Below are 18,017 nucleotides of genomic sequence, written 5' to 3'. Positions count from 1 at the left end.
CTACGCAAATTCTCCGCATTTGCTGCGCGCCCCGGCCAAGCCGGGGCTTGCTCTCCCTTACCGTACCCATAGAAGAAATCAAGGCCTATCAAGGGCTTCGCTCAAGCCTTAGTTGAATCTTCCCGGGCTTTGTGGAAACCTAAATTGATGAGCTCCGAGGCTAACTCCAGCAGTGGGGAGGCGACCGGCGCCGGCGCATTCCAAGTGGTGAGCTGCCTGGGCCTGGGTCGGCAAGCCGAAACCTACCGGGTCCGCGACCCCAAGGGCGGACCGGACTTCGTCCGCAAGGTCTTCTCGGCCGAGGTTTCGGGCCAGAACCCCGACATCGTCGACGGCAGCTTCAACCGCTGGGCGGCCTTGGACCACCCCCATTTGGCCCGGGTCCTGGATTTTGGCTGGGAGGAGGGCAAGGTCTACCTCCATTCCGAATGGATCGAAGGGGCTCCTTTGCTCAAGGCCTTGACCGGAGCACCGCTGGAGCGGATTTGGCGGGTCTTCGCCCAAATTCTGGTCGGCCTCGACGCCCTTTATCGAGAGAACATTCCCCATCTCGATCTCAAGCCCCAGAACGTGTTGGTGGGCAACGATGCGGAGGGCGCTTTGCGGGTCGGCTTAGTCGACTATGGCCTGACTTCCTTGCTCAACCCGCCCGAGATCAAGGAAGTCGCGCCGCTCGGAACGCCGCCTTACACCGCTCCCGAGTTCGCCACTCAGCGGGTGCCGAGCGTCCAAGCCGATCTCTATTCGGTGGGGGTCTTGCTCTTCTCGGCCTTGGCCCGGCGCAGCCCCTTCGAGGGCGCCGATCCGGCCGCCATCCTTCAGGCCCAGTTGCAGAAGGAAGCACCGCCGCTCAAGTCGCTGGTGGGCGGGGCGCCGCCGGCGCTTTCCGATTTTCTCCAGAAATTGTTGGCTCGCGATCCGGCCCAAAGGCCGGAGAGCCCGCTTCAAGCCCTGCGCCTCCTCCAAGAAGCGGCCGGCCCGGCCTTTCCCCAAGACGCCGCTGCCTTTCCGCCCTTTTCCGATTTCGCGATCTCGCTGCGCGGCTCCGAAGCCGTGCATTTGTTCCGCCGCATCGGCATGGCCGGCGGGCGTTGGGTGATCGGCGGCTTGAGCGGCAGCGGCAAGGACTTCGTCGCCCGAGCCATCGAGCGGATTTTCTGGCTCAACCGCATGCCGGTTTGGCACCTCAGCGGAAGGAACTTGAGCTTGGTCCAGGGCGAGCCCTCGCTCAACCCGGCCAATCCGACTTGGCTTCTGGTGTCGGAAGCCGATCACGGAGCGGTTGAAGGATGGCTGCGGGGCCGGCCCTACGAGCGGGTGATCGCCGTGGCCCAGGACCTGTCCTGGGCCCGGACGAGCAACGGTTGGCAGCGCTACATCTTGAACCCCATCGACCTCGCCGCTCTGACCCGCGCTTGGCAAGAGTCCTTCGGCGCCGCCGATGCCAAGCTGATTCAAGCCCTGCATCGGCGCTTCAAGGGCGAGCCGGCCGCGGTGGTTCGGGGCGCCCGGGCGATGGCCGCGCAAGGCCTGATCGTCCCGAGCGGGGCGACTTGGAAAGCCGACGCCGCGAAAATTCAGGGCGCCGCCGCCGGCGCCAACGCCGCCATGCTGGGCAACCCGCTGGTGGCCCTGCCCGAGCCCGGCCGCAAGCTCTATCGCTATTTGGCCTTCGCCGGAGTTCCCTTGAGCGCCCAGGCTTTGGCGGCTTGGAGCGGATTCGATCCAGCCACCACTTCGGCCGCCTTGCACCGGCTTTGCGCCGAGACTTGGCTCCGGCGCTCGCTCCGCGGCGGCCACGAATATTTCGAAGTCGACGGAGCCCCCTTGAGCGCGGCCGCTGCCGGGCTCAACGAGGATCGGGCCCTGCCGCTGCTGCGCTCCTTGGCCGAGCTCGGCTGGACGGCGCCGGCGCTGCGGGCTCTCCAGAACAGCTTCGCCGAGAGCCGCCAGCCGGCGACCCGGGCTTTCCGCGGCATTTTGCAGAGCCGCGGCGGCCTCCATGCCGAAGCCTTGCTCAGCCTCGATGCCGACCTCCTGGCGAGCCTGCCGCCGGAATGGAAGGGTCCGGCCTACGAGGCCTTGGGCGCCTCCTTGCTCGCCGCCGGCAAAAACAAAGAAGCCGAAGCGGCTTTGCGCCAGGCCTTCCCACTATATAAAGCGGCCCAGGATGCCGCCGGCCAAGCTCGGGTTTACGCGTTGATGGCCGAGGTGGTGGAAAGGGGCGGCGAGGTCGGGAAGGCCTTGCAGCTTCATCAGCAAGCCCTCAACTTGGCAGCCTCGGCTCCGGAGAAGGAAAGGCTTCAGGGCAAAATTGAAACAGCGATCGCCGAGCTTTATGCCCGGGCCACCGATTTCGACAGCGCCGAGAATCGATTCCAAACCGCGCTGGGCCTGCTCGAGGGAGTGGGGCGAGGCGACGATTTGGCCGAAGCCTACGCCGACTATGCCCAGCTTTGCCTTTTGCAGGGCGATCCCGACCGGGCCGAGTTGTTCTGCAACGAAGCCTTGGCTTGGGCGCTCTTCTATCGCTTGCCGGCCTTGCAGGCGAAAATCTACCGGGCCTGGGCCAAGGTCCATGCCGCCCGCGAGGACGCGGCCTTCGCGATCGGCCGCTACGGCGAGGCGATCGAAACCTTGACCCGCTCGGGCGACCGGCTGGCCTTGGGCGAGGTTTTGGTCGAACGATCCGAGTACCTCGACAAATACCGCGACTCGGTTTCGGCCGAGAAGGACGCGCGGCGGGCTTGGGATCTGGCCCAACGCGAGAAGATCGAGGCCTTGCGCGGACCGGCGGCCCTGGCCTTGGGGCGGGTCTTGAGCCGGGAGCTGGCCAAGCACGCCGAGGCCCGAAAATTCCTGGCCATTGCCGGCGGGGCCTTGACGGGAACGTCGCGGCATTGGGAGTGTGAATACCTGCTCGGCGAGGCCGACCGGATGCGGGGCCGGGCGCCCCAGGCCTTGCGCCACTTTCAGAGCGCCTTGCGAGCCTTGGACAAGCGGCTGAGCGCGATGAACCCGGAAAGCCCCGAAGCCCGGGAGCTGAGCCTGCGGAAACGCGAAGTCGAGATGTCGGCGGGAGCGGTGAGTTAGTCGAGCCCGAACTTAGTCAAAAATTCATTCGCTTTTGGTGAAGGTCGAATCGGGGCGGTGCCCATCCATTCCAAACCGACATGATGGCCAAGGGGAAAGCACCTTGACCAAACATGTGCCGATGGTAATACTGTATTACGCAAGGAGCCCCATGGAAGCGTCCAAACTCACGTCGAAATTTCAGGCCACCGTTCCTAAAAATGTTAGGGATTTCCTGGGCTTAGAAAAGGGAGACCTGATTGGTTTCGAATTGAAAAAAGGCCAGGTCACCGTTCGAAAGATCTCGCCTTTGGACTGGGCTTTCGCTCGCTCCTTGGAGTCGACTTTTAACGAATGGCAATCGGCCAACGACGAAGAGGCTTATCGTGACCTTTAAGGCCTTCGACGTCGTCGCCGTGCCCTTTCCTTTCACCGACCGCAAGCAAGCCAAGAAGCGGCCGGCCTTGGTGCTTTCCTCGGCGAGGAATTTCAACGAGCCGGTCGGCCAGAGCATTATGGCGATGATCACCAGCTCGAAAAATCAACCTTGGCCGGAGGATGTCCCGATCGAGGACTTGAAGTCGGCCGGCCTTCCGGTCTCTTCGGTCATTCGGATGAAGCTTTTCACTCTCGATCATCGCCTCGTTGAAAAAAAACTGGGAAGTCTGTCCGTGCGTGATCGGAAAAGACTGTTGGATTCGCTTCATTCGGTTTTGGAAGATTGTCTGTCATGAGCTTTTGGCAAAACATCCGACGCCCGATCGTGGGCCTGGCCCCGATGGACGGCGTCACCGACGCCGCTTACCGGCGGATCGCCGCCCGCCATGGCCGGCCCGACGTCGTCTTGACCGAATTCACCAACGTCGAAGGGCTGTCGCGCGGCGCTCAACTGATGCTCGAGGATTTCATCTATTCCGAGGAAGAGCGGCCGGCGGTGGCCCAGATCTACGGCTCGGAGCCCGAGTCCTTCTACAAAGTGACGGTCCTGGCCTGTGCCCTGGGCTTCGACGGCATCGACGTCAACATGGGTTGTCCGGCTAAGAACGTGGCGGCCCGCGGCTGCGGCGCGGCTTTGATCCGCAACCCGGCCCTGGCCAAGGAGATCCTCCGGGCGGTGAAGCGGGGCATCGCCGATTGGGTCGATGGAATTTCCATCGACCGCCTGGGGCTCAAGCCCCGGATGCCGACGCGGGTGCGGCGGATGAACCTCGACCGGATCGGCGCCGAGAGCGTCGCCGAACGCCGGCCGATCCCGCTCTCGGTGAAGACCCGCATCGGTTACGATAAGATCGTCGTCGAGGATTGGGTCCGCCATCTCTTGGAGGAGGAGCCGGCGGCGATCAGCCTCCATGGCCGGACCTTAAAGCAGATGTACACCGGTTCGGCCGATTGGGAAGCCATCGGCCGGGCCGCCGAGCTGATTCATCAGACCTCGACCTTGGCCTTGGGCAATGGCGATCTGGCCTCGCTGGCCATGGCCGCCGAGAAGATCGCCTTAAGCGGCGTCGACGGCGTGCTGATCGGCCGCGGCGCGATGGGCAACCCCTGGATCTTCGGACACAAGGATGACTTGAAGGATTTTCTCGAAGGTCGCCGCGGGGCTCCGCCGGCCGACCGGTTTCCCGATCTGGAAACCCGTTTCGCGGTTTTGCTCGAGCATGCCCGGCTCTTCGAGGCGGTCAAGGGCCACGCTCGCTTCGCGGCGATGCGCAAGCACTTCGCCTTTTATTGCAAAGGCATGCCCCGAGCCGCCGAGCTGCGCAACCGGATGTTCCAGACCAAGGACAGCGGCGAGGTCGAAAGGATTCTCGCCGACTATATGGCCGATGGCCGTCCCGAGGAGGAGAGGCTGCCGTGCGCCGTCTCGTCCTAGCCTCGACTTCGCCCCGGCGGCGCGAGCTGTTGGCGGCCCTGGGCCTCGCTTTCGAGGTGGCCGCGCCGCGCTTCGAGGAGAAGAGCGATCCCGGCCTGAGCCCGGAAGCCGAGGCCGTGGAGTTCGCCAAAGCCAAGGCCCGCTCGCTGGTGCCTGATTTCACCGATGCTCTGTTGATTGGCAGCGACACCTTGATCGAGTTTCAAGGCCGCAAGTTGGGCAAGCCCCGGGACGCCGCCGATGCTCGTGCCATGCTCCGCGATTTGGCCGGCAAGCCCCATCTCATCCACACCGCGGTGGCGGTGATCGACGCCGGAAGCGGGGTCGAGGAGGCCTTGCTGAGCCGGGTCAAGATTCTCATGCGGCCGGCGGCCGACGCTGAGATCGCGGCCTATGTCGCCACCGGCGAGCCGCTGGACAAAGCCGGCGCTTACGCCATCCAAGGCCGCGGCCGCGAGCTGATCGCCGAGGTGGAGGGCGACTACGAGGCGGCGGTGGGATTGTCGACGAAGGATTTGATCGCTTTGCTGCAAAAGTTCGGCGTTCGGATGTCCGATGGCCCGGAAAAACACCGCTAAAAAAAGTTCGAAATCCCCCCTCATCGCCGGACGCTATCGGCGGCTCCGGGCCCTCGGCCGGGGCGGCGGCGGCGCGGTCTATCTGGTCGAGGATTGCCTGGCCGATCAGGAAAAGCTGGCCCTCAAGGTCGTCGAGAAAGTTTCGGGCCTCGGTCCGGCCTTGGCCGACCTCAAGAACGAGTTCGCGACCTTAAGCCTCCTGCAGCATCCCCATCTGGCGGCGGTCAAGGACTTGGGATCGACCGAGCGGGAGCTTTACTTCACCAGCGAGTGGGTCGACGGCGAGGATTTCCTGGCGGCGACCAGCCGGGCCGACTTGAACCGGGTTTTCCAGCTCCTGCTCCAGGTCCTCCGGGCCTTGGATTACCTTCACCAGCGCGGCGTCCTTCATCTCGACCTCAAGCCCGCGAACATCCTGGTCACCGATCCCGACCGCACCGGCGAGCTCTCGGTCAAGCTGATCGACTTCGGCATCGCCCAATGGAAGAAGCAAGGCCGCCTCGGAAGCGGCGGCTTCAGCGGCTCGCCGCCCTATGCCGCGCCCGAGATGCTGATGGAGCGGGAGGTCGCCCCGGCGACCGATATTTACTCGCTGGGAATGCTCCTCCATCAGGTCTTCGCGAAGCGCTTCCCCTTCGCGACCCAGAATCCCCAAGAGATCATGATGCGGCAAACTTACGAGGATCCGCTGAAGATCGAAAACCTCGATCCGGCGCTGCCGCCCGAATTCTCCGATTTGCTCCACCGGATGGTGGCGCGGGAGCCGGCCGCCCGGATTTCCAGCGCCCGCCAGGTGCTGGATCAGCTCAACCTTTGTCTTGGTGAAAACTTCAGCATCCGCAGCCCTCGGGCGCCGGCCCATCTCTTGGAGGAATCGGATCATCTCTTCCACCCCGAAATCCTGGAAGATTTGGCGCGGCGATTTTCGCGCCGCGAACGGATCGAGCTTTGGGGACCGGCCGGGGCGGGCAAGACCCGGATCGTCGACCGCTTCAAGGCCTTGTTGCAGCAGAGCGGCGAGGCGCCGCTCCATTTTCGCGATCCGGCGGCTTGGCGGGAATACCTCGAGCAGGCCGGCGGCGCCGGCGATCGGGCCCTGCTGTTGGATTGGAACGAGGCGCCGGACCCGGCCACGCTGGCCGCCTTCGCCGGCGCCGCGCTGTGGACGCGGCGGGCCTCCGCTTCCGAAGCTTCGCCGGCCGCGGCGATTCGGCTGCCCGACTTGACGGAAGCGACCCTCGAGCCTTTTCTACGCGCCGAAATCCGCGAAGCGCCCGCCGGCTTGGCCGGCCGCTTGCTTCAAGCGTTGGAAGCCAAGCATCCGGCCGGTCTGGAGAAGGTTCTCCAGGCGCTCCGGGAGGAAGGTTGCCTGGCTTGGGGCAGCGGTGGATGGAATTGGCAAGGCGAAGCGCCGGTCGAGGCCGCCGCACTGCTCGAGCGCCAAGCCGGGCGCGACGAGGAGAAGCGGCGAGCGGCCCGGGAATTTTTGGAAGCTTCGGGGCTGGCGCTGCCCGGCCACGCCTTGGAGGGCTTGCTCGGCTTCGAAGCCGGCGCGCTCCGCGATTCGCTGCGGCAGTGGCTGGCCGAAGGCTGGCTGCGACGGGAGATTCGCAAGGGCCTGAGCTATTACTCGGTGGCGAGCTCGGATCCGGAAAAGGGCGAGGGGCCCGGCCGCGACCCCGAAACCGCTTCCCGCCAGTTGAACGCCCTCTACGATCAAGGCAACTTCGCGGCCGGGGTCGCCTGGATCGAGGAATGGCTCCGGCGAATCGAGCCTCAGGCCCTGCCTTCGGAAGTCGCGCTGGCCGGCGCGAGGCACTTGGTGGCTGAAGGCCGGGCCGAGCGGGCGCTCGCTTTATTGGAAGGCCGGAGCATTTCCGATCCGAGCTCGGCGGGAATGTTCCACGAGACTCGGGCCCGGGCCGAGAACTTGCTGGGCCGCTTCGAGGCGGCGGCCGGCTCGCTGGCCGAAGCCGAGCAACGCTATCAATCGGTTTCGGACCGCCGGGGCCTCGCCCGGGTCCACAACCTCCGCGGCGTGCTCGGCCGAGCGGCCCGCGATTGGAGTCGGGCCGAAGAGCAGTTCGCCCGGGCGGTCGAGCTGGCGACCCAAGCCGGCGACCTTTACTGCGCGGGGATCGCTCAAACCAATCTGGCCCTGGTTTACCAGGATCAAGGCAAGGTCGAGGCCGCCTATGAGGGCTATCGCCAAGCCTGGGACTTGGCCCGCCGCGAGCCTCATCCTTTCCTCTTGCAGTCGCTGTATCAAAAATGGATCAACCTCCTGCACCACGGCGGAAAATCGGCCGAAGCCGAGGCGGCTTGCTATGAGTGGATGAAGCTCACCCTGCGACACCGTTACCGGGATCAGCAAGCCATGGCCTTGAATTATCTCTCGCTGATCGCGGGACGCCGAGGGCATCTCGAGCTCAAGGCCGCCTATCTCGATCAGGCGCTGGCCCTTTTGGATGAGAGCAAACAACCGCGCTTTCGCGCTCAGCTCTTGGTGAATCGGGCCTACCTGAACTGGAGCTTGCAGAAGTTCCTGCCGGCCCAACTGGATGCCGAGGCGGCTATGAACGTCGGGCGGCTCTGGCCGGAGGACCGCCTCCTCGGCTGGATCGACATCATTCTCGGAAAAATTTACCGCGACCGGCCCAAGCCCGACTGGGAAAAAAGCGCCGAATTTTTCGACCGGGGCCGCGCCAACATCCTGAAGAATCAAAACCTGGAATCGCTTTGGGAGGTGGAGTTCAACCGGGGGCTTTTGGCCAAGGCGCGGGGCGAGCCGGAGCGGGCCCGCGAGGCTTTCCTCGAAGCCAAGAAAGCCCTGGAGGATTTTGCCGGGAGGTTGCCGGAGCAGCTCCGGGCCAGCTATTTGCGGGATCGGAAGCTGGAGAGCATTTTGGAAGAGCTCCAATATCTCTAGCATCTTGTGGGCAAATGGTTACGATAATCAATAAGGGGGTTTTGTGTCTCCGGCTCACTTTAATAAGTCATTAAAATTATTTGCTAATTTCTTGGCAGCGGCCGGTTTGGGGCTGGCGTTGGCGGCCTGCGCCGGGATCGGCGGCTTTGCGACCGGCTCCAAAGAGGGTGGCGAAGGCGTTCAGGCCGGCGGGGCTCTCGACGAATTCAATTCCGGCGGCCAGGTTGCGGGCCTGGGACCGGGCGGCTTTCCGGGAGCCGGCGGGGGGATGGGTCCTTTGGATCCCGATCAACCGGGAGGAGCTGGCGGCGGTGGTGGCGGCGGTTCACCCGGCGGCGGTGGCACCGATCCCTTTGGCGGAGTGGGCGGTTCCCCGGGCGAAGGCGGCGCGTCGCCCAGCGGCGGCGGCGGCGAGTGCAGCGGAGGCATTTGTTCCTCCGATACGCCGGTCGGAACCTTGATCGGCCGATTCAACATTAACGCGACTCTTTTCGTCGATATCGCGAGCCAAGGCGGCAATTGCAACAGCCTCTTGCCTCCGCCAAGCACGAAGCAAGTCTGCCGTTACGTCCGAGGATTGGCCCGGCCTTCCGGCTTTTCCTTCGCTTCGCTTTGGATGGGAAGCGCTTGGGCCTTGCCGCGTCAGCAGGATGGCCTCGAGAACGGCGGGACCGAAGTTTTGGAGGGGCAATTGGTTTGCGAAGACGAGCCCTTCCAGCCGCCGATTGATCCGGCCCTCATTCCCCGGGTGGTATTGAAGAGTGACCGCGACCTCTGGACCGGCGAAGGCAACTCCCAATGGAAGGTCAACGACGTTTCCTTCACCCCCCAATGCGGCGCTTCCGGCCAATGGGTTTTCACTTCGCCGACGATCAAGGTTCATCTCAGCCCCTATCCGGGCGCCAACAATACTTGGGTCGTCCAAGTCGACGCGCTCTACCCGCAGGACGGAGCCTGGACCCTGCGAGGCAGCAAGACCGTGACCATGAATTGCGGCTGGGATCCGACCGGGAGTTTCATTCAATGCTTGGAGCAAATTCCCCTGCCGCAACAGATTAATGTTCAAACGACGCCGGTCCAGGGTATGATCCTGAGCCGATGACCAAGCGATACTGCGTCGATTCCGCCCGCAAGCTCAAGCTCCGCCATTTCGACCCCGGCGACACCGGGGAGTTTGCCGACGACGATGAGGGTCGGGCCGAATGCGAGGCCCAAACCACCGACCTTTTAACCCGACTCGACGATTTCCAAGGCCGGCTCTACGCTTCGCGGCGCCACTCTTTGTTGATCATTCTTCAGGGAATGGACACCGCCGGCAAGGACGGCACGATTCGCAAGGTGATGGGCGGTTTCAATCCCATCGGCTGCGTCGTCGAATCCTTCAAGGTTCCCACCGAATGGGAACTGGCCCACGACTATCTGTGGCGCGTTCACCGGGTGGCGCCGCCCAAGGGTTACGTCGGCATCTTCAATCGTTCGCACTACGAAGACGTATTGGTGACCCGGGTTCACGGGATGGTCTCGAAGAAAATATGCAAGCGGCGCTACCAGGAGATCCGGAATTTCGAAAAGCATCTGGCCGAGAACGGAACCGTGATCCTCAAATTCTTCCTCCACATTGGCAAGGAAGAGCAAAGAGAGCGCCTTCAGGAGCGGATCGACACGCCCGACAAGCGCTGGAAATTCAACCTTGGCGACTTGAAGGAGCGGAAGCTTTGGGACGAATACCAAGAGGCCTATGAGGACGCGATCGGCGCCACCGGCACTAAGGCGGCGCCGTGGTACGTCGTGCCGGCCGATAAAAAATGGTACCGGAATTGGGTGGTGAGCCGGGTTCTCTGCAAGACCCTCGATGCAATGAATTTGAAATATCCGCAGCCGCCGAAGGAAGTGAATTTCCGGAAAATTCGGGTGAAGTGATTTTATTCCATTAAGAGAAGCAGTTTTCCGGCCGCCTCTTCCTTGATGGTGTCTCCGACGGCCGCCGTGACCACCAGTCGAGCCGCTTCGAGGTACGACCGGTAGGACTCGGCGTCTCCCTCCGATTGGGCGGCCTTGGCGCCGTTAAGCGGCGCCATGACGTCATCATAGGCTTCAGGCTCCACGTTGCCGGCGGATTTTTCCCGCTCCACGGCTTGCACGATCTCTTCGAGACTCGCCGCGATTCCCGGACCCGGGAGGAAGCCCAGCAGCAATGCGGCGCTTGCCAAAGTCACGCCTCTTTTCATCAGCCTTCGCAATCGTTTCATCGTCGTCGCTCCTCGTCGAACGGAGGTGTTTATTTTCCGCACGCGCTGCTCGCCGCGGCGTCCTTCAGGGCGTCGCCGTCGATATTCAGATACTTATCCAAGAAATTCACCAAGTGGGTGACGCTGCTGACGTAAGCCCCGTGATTTTTCCAGCCTTGCTCGGTCGAACAAGTCACGTGGCCGATCAGCTTGTCGGGAAACGCCGGCACGCCGGGGATTTCCACGCCGGGCAAGTCGGCGGGACAGGCGTTGCAGGGAACGAGCCCGGACACGTCGTCCACCGGACTGGGATCGCAGGCGTCGCCAAGGTCATCCGCGTCCACGTCGCTTTGACCCGGATTGGCCGTGATTGGGCAGTTGTCGGGTCCTGCGCTGCAGGTCGTGGACACCGCCAGGGGACCGTCACAGGCGCCGTCGTCATCCGTATCCGGGTCGAACGGGTCGGTCACGGTCTCGTCGACGTCGGCCAGCCCGTCGTTGTCGTCGTCGGGATCGCCGGCGTCGCAGGCGCCGTCACCGTCGTTGTCGGGCCCGTCCTTGGCCGGATTGAAGTCCGGCGAGGATCCGAAGCCGTCGACTCCCACGGCGCAGTCGTCGCAGGTATCGGCGTCCAAGTCCTGGCAGGCCTTGGGATCGAATGGAGCGCCGTCAGCACTATCCGAGACGCCGTCGTTGTCGTCATCGCCGTCGATGGCGTCGCAAGAGCCGTCGCCGTCCTGGTCCGGAAGCGGGGTGTTGGCGCAACCCGCCCCGCCGTCACAGAAATCGGCGGTGCATGGATTTCCGTCATCGCATTCGCTGTCCTCGAAGCATAGCGCCGGAGAGCCCAGGCAATCCAATGGACAATCGGCCTCCTCGCCCGCTTGACACAGGTCATCGCCGCAAATGCGCGTTTCGCAGTCCTCGGCGCAGGTCTCTTCCTCCCCGGGCTCGCATTCGAAATCTCCGCAGTATTCCACGCAATCCGAGGGGCAGGATTCGGCCGTCTCCGAGATATCGCAGTCCAAGTCCCCGCAGGTCCCGCAGTCCATTTCGCAACTTTCTTGGTCTTCGCCGGCTTCACAGAACAGATCGCCGCAAACAGCCGCCTGTGAAACCGAAATATCAGGAATTAAGAAGGAAACAATCGCAAGCGCGAAGGCGAGTATGAATTCTCGAATGACGGTTTTCATGTCCACGCTCCCCAGGAAACCAACTAAAAGTTCGCGTTGCCCGAGGCGCTCCCACCCGGTCCCCGGACACACAACACCCGGTAATGGTCAGCCGAGCCGTCCGGTCCCTCCGTCGGCACCAATCCCGCAATCGCCTGGAAATTGAAGGTTCCGACGCCGATTGTCTCCAGGAATCGAACGGCCCAGGCATAGGAAGCCCCGTTGGCGTTGACGAGTTCGCTGCTCAAGTAGCGGTAGGCGACAAAAAAACCGCTCGTGCCATCGTCGACCGAGTGGCTTACTCCATCGAACACGGAGGTGCTCTCGCCGAGATTCGTAAGTTCCGCCACGGTGGGCAGCCGAAACCCCTTCACCGTTTTTCCGCCGATCTCGTAACCCCTATTGAAGCAGCGGCTGGCTCCGCTAATCCAATCGGAAACGTTCGACGTCGAAGCGGTTTGCTCCCAGATCAGCCCGGTTTCCCTGTCATAGAGCAATGCTCCATCGGAACCGGGATATTCCACCCAACGGATGCTTTGTGCCGTGATAATGGCCCAGCCGCCCTTGTTACCGGTGGCAAAAGCGGAGTCCGGCCGAGTGATCGCGACACCAATTCCCACCACGACCATCAACGCGAAGTTGATTAAAAGTTTTATCGACTTCATCTTGAATTGCCTCCGTATTGTTTGAAATTCAAACCCCTGAACTGAAAATGTACAGTTTTATGTTCCGAGGTGTAAAGGGGGAGTTCACATCGAGGCGGGTAAGAAATGGCGAGATCGGCGGCGTTGAAGCTTGGCGCGTGGCCGGATTCCCAAAGCAAATCGAAGAAGTCGGCCAGGGAGCGGCGTGTCACAGCCGGTCAAATAGATTTCTGGATTTAATCGCATCGCCCGGCAATTTTATTCCGGCTTGGCGCCGGTCGCCGGCAGCGCTTTTTGGAACTTGGTCGGATCGAGGCCCTGGAAGCCGAATTCAAAGGCGCCGTAGGCCGCCCAGCCGAGCTTCTCGTCGCTTCGGGTCAGCAAGCCGCCGAGCACAAAGTTGACCAAGCCGCGATTCTTGTCGCCCATGGCCATCCAGCGCCCGGAGAGTCCGAACTGATCCTCGACCTTGGTTCCCTCGTACTCGAATAAGTCCTCGCGCCAGGCCCGGCCATAGTTGGCCTCAACGCCGAAATAGCGATTATGGTAATCGAGGCTGGTATTGAGGGCATGGCGCGGTTTCAGCGGCCGTAAGTTCGGATCGTCGAGACTATTGACCGGCGCGAAGTAACCGTAGCCCACCCGCAGGTCGAACATCTCGCCCAGACCTTGCTGTAAAAGGACACTGGGAGCCAGGGCGCCGCCGGCGGCCAGCGGATCGACTCCCGGATAAAGGGCCGGCAAGCTGCCCTCGGGATAATGGACGTAGCCCAAGGAGGCGCCGATCGAGGTCGCCCAGCCCGGATGATCGAACTTGTCGAGGAAACTGAAGGTGGCCAGGCCCTGGAGCAGCCCCAGCGCTTCTTTCCTTCCGCCCATGCCGCCGGCCAGCGAGAACTTCAGGTCGACCGGAACCTTTTCGGTCCAGGGTTTGCGGAAGCGGAGATCGCCGCCGAGGGGGCCGACGCTGATTTGGGGATCGGCCAAATTGCCGTTGTTGAAACCCTCGGAATTGATCCAGTCGCGCATGATCCGCTGGATGGTGTTGTCCCAGTAATAGCGGCCGAGCCGAAGCTGCCAGTTCGGCGAGGGATGGATCTTCAAATAAACTTCGGGAATGTCGACCCGCAGGTCATTGCCGTTGACCGTGTCGTGGACCAGCAGACGGCGGTCGGGATTGAGGCGGAAGAGTGGGAGCTTGGCATCGGTCAGCGCGTTCTCGTGGCCGAACTGGACGGTGGGCGAGGTATGCAGGCTCAGCGTCGGCGTGAACTGCCAGTTCACCCGCGGCGTGAAGCGAAGACCCCAATGATAACTGTCGTCGATCAGGTGGAAGGGAAAAATCCCTTCGGCGCTGAAATCCAGGGTAATATCACCCATGGCTTGTGCTCCCCCGTTCTATGGGCGGTATCGGTCCTAAATCATTAAAGTTACTGGAAAAATCGTGACGCGTGGGGTCAGCAACCGGGGAAGGTTTGGCTCCCCTCCAGCGGGTCCCAATAATGGAAGGACGCTAAATAATTGGTGAAATGGCCGTCCTCGGCCTTTTTTCTCTCCATCTCGGCCTTGGCTGCCTCGACTAGAACCCGCTCCCGGTCGAGGTCGATGACCCCCCTCAGGACCAGGGTTCGGAGGAAAACGAAGTAGGTGTCCATGGCGTCGCCCAGGCAATAGTCCTCGATCCGGAAATACTCGCCTTGCTCGAAGAGCGCCTGGACCATGTCGCCCTTGGTGTCCATTTTTCCGGGCTTACCCAGGATTTTGGAAAAGAGATTCAAGCCGCCCTTCCAGCGAATCGCCCCGAAGTTGGTCAAGAACTCGTGAAGGTCGAGATGGTGCTCCTCATTGAAGCGGTAGCGCGGCCCGAACTTGTCGTAATGCTCTTCCCGGATGTTCAGTCCCAGCCGAAAGGCCCAGAGCTCGAGGACCCGCAGGTCGAAGCCCTTGCCGTTGAAGTCGATCAGGACCGGCCGACTGTGATTGTAGGTTTCCCAGAAGTGCTCGACCAGGGCGCGGGGACTGCGGACATCCTTGCCGAGCAGACCGATCCGCAGGATCTCGAAATCGGGATTGAGGCCGATCGCGGCGATGCAGATCGGGGCGTGAAAGGCCGGATTGATGAAGTCGCGGCCCTGGCCGGCGAGCTCCTCGAGCTGGGCCCGGTAGGCCGCTTGATCGTCGAGGCCTTGGCCGCCATAGCAAACCCGGTTGAGCAGGGCTTTGTCGATGCAGGTCTCGATGTCGTAGACCAGGTAGCGAAATTGCTGAGACACTATTGGCTCCCTCGCGCCAGACGGGGGTCCCGTTCCAGCATTCCCGGCACCGACAGCAGATCGGCGAACTCCTTCCGCTTGAGGATGGCTTGATAATAGTTGGGCCCCACCGTCACCGGCCCCAGCGGATCGTAAAGCAAGTTGGCCTCCAGCTCTTCGACCGGGATTTGGGGGAACTTCCCGGCCCAAGCCGATTTTTCAATCAAGCCCATCGATTCGGCCTTGAGCGGGCGCGGCGGCGGCTTGAGGAAATTTCCGGCGGCGTCGAGGAGCGGGGCGCCGTCGTAATCCTTGAGCTCGGCCGGCTGGTCCAAGAGGGTCAAGAGCGTCGGCGCCAAGTCGATGAGGCCGGCCGGGTCGAAGGTCTCCTCGAAGCCCGAGAAGCCGGGGGCGAAGAGCGCCATCATCACGTTGCTTTGACCTCGAGTCTCGAGGTCGATGCCGTGGATGCCGCCGTAAACTTCGTAGCCCGGGACGAAGCGCTCGCCGTGGTCCGACAGGAAGACCACCAGATGGGAGTCGAAATAGCCCTCGGCCTTGAGCTCGGCGGCGAGCGATCGGAGAAAGGCGCTGGTGTGGGGCAGCCGGAGAAAATAGGGATTGTGCCAGCCCGCGGGCGTGCGCTGCAGTGGATCGCCGGGCTTGGACCAGCGCCAATAGGTGAAATCGCGGACCGCGAGCCGGTTGACGTTTTCGATTCCGCTCAGCTCCTCGCGGGTGAGGCGGATCGGAGTGTGAAGGTGACAGCTATGCAGGGCCAGCAGCAGCGGCCCCGGCGGCGCCCGATTCAAGGTCCGGAAAGCTTGGTTGAAGAAACGGGCCGGGTCGTAATTGAAGAGCGTCGGCGAGTTCCAGGTTCCGGCGAGCCAGAGATCGGCCAAGCCGTTGTTCAGCCATAGCGCCGGGAAAAGAAAGTGATTGAGCAGAAAGCCTCGGAGGTGGGCTTCCCAACCGACGGCTCCGACCGCCGCTTGATCGAAACCCTGGCCGGCGTCGAAGTAGCTGGTTTCGGGCTGGTCGGAGGCGAAGATCGAATAGTAGCCCGCGGGCTTGAGCTGCTTCGGCAAATAGAGCCAAGGCTCGATGGGTTGGAGCGGCGAGCTGAAGAAGAAGCGGACGCCATGGTGCTCGGGATAGCTGCCGCTCAAGATGGAGTTCCAGGCCGGATGGGTCGCCGGCAGCGGCGTGAAGGCATTGAGGAAGAAACGGGCGGACAAGCCCAATTCATTGACCGCCTGGCCCAGGGCCTTATGGCCGTGGTCGCCGTCGATGGCGTCGAATCCCAAAAGCAAGATCGAAGGGGCGGCGGTGGCGGCCCGGGCCTTGGGCAAATCCAAGCGGTCGGGCGACAATGCCGGGAGGTGGAGCAGGGCCGGCAGGGCAGCCGCCGAGCTCAGGACCAGGGCCGAGCGCAGTCCCCGAGGCCGGGCGCTTAAGAAGGCGAAGAGGAAGGCCAGTCCGGCCAAGCCGAGGGCGGCCAGATAGAAGCCGCCGATCGCCAAGGATTCGAGGACCGGCAGGAAGCCCACCAGAGTCGGATATTGCCAGGACGCCGCCAGCAGAAGGAGGCTGAACTGGGCCAGCAAGAGCAGGATTCGAGTCGATTGGCGGACCTCGCCATCGGGGAAGGCCAGCCTCAGCAAAAGGGCGTTGAGCATTCCGGCCACCAGGCCCACCGCCAGGTAGAGCGCCAAGAAAAACCCGAAGTGCTTGACGAAGCTGAGCTTGATGAAGCCGGGGATGCCGGTTTGGTGGGCGCTGCCGAGGTAGAAGGTCGGCGAGAAAAAGAAGAGCAGCGTCTGCAGAGCGAAAAGCGCCGCAAAGAATGCGAGAGCCGACTTCCATGAGGCGAGCAGTGCCTTCATGCCTTACCCTTTGGCGGCGATGCCTTCCTGCCAATCGAAGGCTTCATCCATGGCGTCGTCGCGCTTGAACTTGGTGATCAAGAGGTCCTGCAAGCGCCGGTGATAAGCCGAAAAATCTTGGATCGGATGGGTGGCCACTCCCGAATCCATCGCCGCCTTGGCGATCGCCGGCGCCACGTAGAGCAGGACCCGGGGATCGAGCGGCTTGGGAATGATGTACTCGGGGCCGAATTGCAATTCCTTGAGCTTGTAGGCCTGACAGACCGAGAGCGGCACTTTGGCCCGGGCCAGCTCGGCCAGGGACCGAGCCGCGGCCAGCTTCATCTCCTCGGTGATCTTGGTGGCGCCGACGTCGAGGGCGCCGCGAAAGACGAAGGGGAAGCCGAGGACGTTGTTCACTTGATTCGGATAATCGGAGCGTCCGGTGGCCATGATGATGTCCTGCCGCACTGACAAGGCCTCGTGATAGCCGATCTCGGGATCGGGGTTGGCCATGGCGAAGACGATGGCGTTGGGCGCCATGCTGGCCAGCATCTCGGGGCTGAACAGGCCCTTGCCGGAAAGGCCGATGAAGACGTGGGCGCCTTTGCAAACCTCGCCCATGCCCGAGGGCTTGATATCCTGGGCGAAGAAGCCGCGGTTGGCCTCGAGGTCGGGGCGGTCCTTGGTGACCACGCCTTTGCGGTCGCAGAGGAAGACGTTCTCCTTCTTCACGCCGATCGAGAGGAACATCTTGGCGCAGGCCACGGCGGCCGCGCCGGCCCCCGAGAAGACGACCTTCACTTCCGAGGCCTGGAGCTTGGCCAGCTCCAAGGCGTTGATCAGGGCGGCGGTGGTGATGATCGCGGTGCCGTGCTGGTCGTCGTGAAAGACCGGAATCTTCATCCGCTTGGTCAGCTCGGCCTCGATGTAGAAACATTCCGGCGCCTTGACGTCCTCGAGGTTGATGCCGCCGAAGGTCGGCTCGAGCGAACGGACGATGTCGATGAACTTGTCGGGATCCTTCTCGTCGATTTCGATGTCGAAGACGTCGATGTCGGCGAATTCCTTGAACAGCACGCCCTTGCCTTCCATGACCGGCTTGCCGGCCAGCGGCCCGATGTCGCCCAGGCCCAAAACCGCGGTGCCGTTGGTGATCACCGCGACCAAGTTGCCCTTGGCGGTGTAGCGGTAGGCATCGGCCGGATTCTTCTGAATCTCGAGGCAGGGCTCGGCGACCCCCGGCGTATAGGCCAAGGAGAGGTCTTCTTGGGTGCCGCAGGGCTTGGTGGGGGTGACGGAGATTTTTCCGGGACGGCCTTGGCTGTGGTAATCCAGGGCGGATTTCTTGTCGACCATAGAGGCAAAGCCCTACCGGAGAGCTGCGCGAACTGTCAATCGCCC

The 18,017-nt window shown here is 62.8% G+C and carries 14 protein-coding genes and 1 pseudogene; 8 read left to right on the top strand and 7 right to left on the bottom strand.

The annotated features are described in order from the left end of the window. The first annotated feature begins 147 nt into the window (after nt 1–147). From VJR29_09965 to VJR29_09930, 8 genes are all read left to right on the top strand, one after another. Nucleotides 148–3,093, top strand: coding sequence for a tetratricopeptide repeat protein (locus tag VJR29_09965; GenBank protein HKY63733.1), 2,946 nt, complete (start codon nt 148–150; stop codon nt 3,091–3,093). A gap of 151 nt (nt 3,094–3,244) precedes the next feature. Beyond that, a complete protein-coding gene (locus VJR29_09960; protein HKY63732.1) occupies nt 3,245–3,469 on the top strand; it encodes an AbrB/MazE/SpoVT family DNA-binding domain-containing protein in 225 nt (74 codons plus the stop codon). Then, nucleotides 3,459–3,806: a type II toxin-antitoxin system PemK/MazF family toxin gene (locus tag VJR29_09955; GenBank protein HKY63731.1), complete on the top strand. Its 348-nt coding sequence runs from the start codon at nt 3,459–3,461 to the stop codon at nt 3,804–3,806. The genes VJR29_09960 and VJR29_09955 overlap by 11 nt, the downstream gene beginning before the upstream one ends. After that, nucleotides 3,803–4,945 (top strand): tRNA-dihydrouridine synthase, encoded by a 1,143-nt coding sequence (locus VJR29_09950; protein HKY63730.1) that lies wholly within the window; start codon nt 3,803–3,805, stop codon nt 4,943–4,945. Before VJR29_09955 ends, VJR29_09950 begins: the two co-directional genes overlap by 4 nt. Then, nucleotides 4,927–5,523, top strand: coding sequence for a Maf family protein (locus tag VJR29_09945; GenBank protein ID HKY63729.1), 597 nt, complete (start codon nt 4,927–4,929; stop codon nt 5,521–5,523). The genes VJR29_09950 and VJR29_09945 overlap by 19 nt, the downstream gene beginning before the upstream one ends. Then, nucleotides 5,501–8,452 (top strand): protein kinase, encoded by a 2,952-nt coding sequence (locus tag VJR29_09940; GenBank protein ID HKY63728.1) that lies wholly within the window; start codon nt 5,501–5,503, stop codon nt 8,450–8,452. The genes VJR29_09945 and VJR29_09940 overlap by 23 nt, the downstream gene beginning before the upstream one ends. Before the next feature lie 91 nt (nt 8,453–8,543). Then, entirely contained in the window at nt 8,544–9,554 is a 1,011-nt protein-coding gene (locus VJR29_09935; protein HKY63727.1) for a hypothetical protein, read from the top strand. Beyond that, nucleotides 9,551–10,372, top strand: coding sequence for a polyphosphate kinase 2 family protein (locus VJR29_09930; GenBank protein HKY63726.1), 822 nt, complete (start codon nt 9,551–9,553; stop codon nt 10,370–10,372). Before VJR29_09935 ends, VJR29_09930 begins: the two co-directional genes overlap by 4 nt. Nucleotides 10,373–10,374: 2 nt before the next feature. Here the strand turns inward: VJR29_09930 and VJR29_09925 are convergent, their stop codons facing one another. The 7 genes and pseudogenes from VJR29_09925 to VJR29_09895 form a co-directional block, all read right to left on the bottom strand. After that, entirely contained in the window at nt 10,375–10,701 is a 327-nt protein-coding gene (locus tag VJR29_09925; protein ID HKY63725.1) for a hypothetical protein, read from the bottom strand. A gap of 29 nt (nt 10,702–10,730) precedes the next feature. Next, the gene (locus VJR29_09920) at nt 10,731–11,732 is read right to left on the bottom strand and encodes a hypothetical protein (GenBank protein ID HKY63724.1); all 1,002 of its coding nucleotides are present in this window, start codon (nt 11,730–11,732) and stop codon (nt 10,731–10,733) included. 164 nt (nt 11,733–11,896) lie between these two features. After that, the gene (locus VJR29_09915) at nt 11,897–12,517 is read right to left on the bottom strand and encodes a hypothetical protein (GenBank protein ID HKY63723.1); all 621 of its coding nucleotides are present in this window, start codon (nt 12,515–12,517) and stop codon (nt 11,897–11,899) included. A 237-nt stretch (nt 12,518–12,754) separates the two neighbouring features. Next, complete coding sequence (locus VJR29_09910; protein HKY63722.1) at nt 12,755–13,876, bottom strand: hypothetical protein; 1,122 nt, start codon at nt 13,874–13,876, stop codon at nt 12,755–12,757. 77 nt (nt 13,877–13,953) lie between these two features. After that, complete coding sequence (locus VJR29_09905) at nt 13,954–14,769, bottom strand: 3'-5' exonuclease (GenBank protein ID HKY63721.1); 816 nt, start codon at nt 14,767–14,769, stop codon at nt 13,954–13,956. Then, complete coding sequence (locus VJR29_09900) at nt 14,769–16,634, bottom strand: sulfatase-like hydrolase/transferase (GenBank protein HKY63720.1); 1,866 nt, start codon at nt 16,632–16,634, stop codon at nt 14,769–14,771. The genes VJR29_09905 and VJR29_09900 overlap by 1 nt, the downstream gene beginning before the upstream one ends. Before the next feature lie 114 nt (nt 16,635–16,748). Further along, a pseudogene (locus tag VJR29_09895) lies at nt 16,749–17,972 on the bottom strand (malic enzyme-like NAD(P)-binding protein). Nucleotides 17,973–18,017: the final 45 nt, after the last annotated feature.

Source organism: bacterium (genome assembly GCA_035281585.1).
In the GTDB taxonomy this organism is placed as follows: domain Bacteria; phylum UBA10199; class UBA10199; order DSSB01; family DSSB01; genus DATEDP01.
Note: the sequence above shows the minus strand (reverse complement) of the source record. Positions and strands in the feature narration are given on the sequence as shown.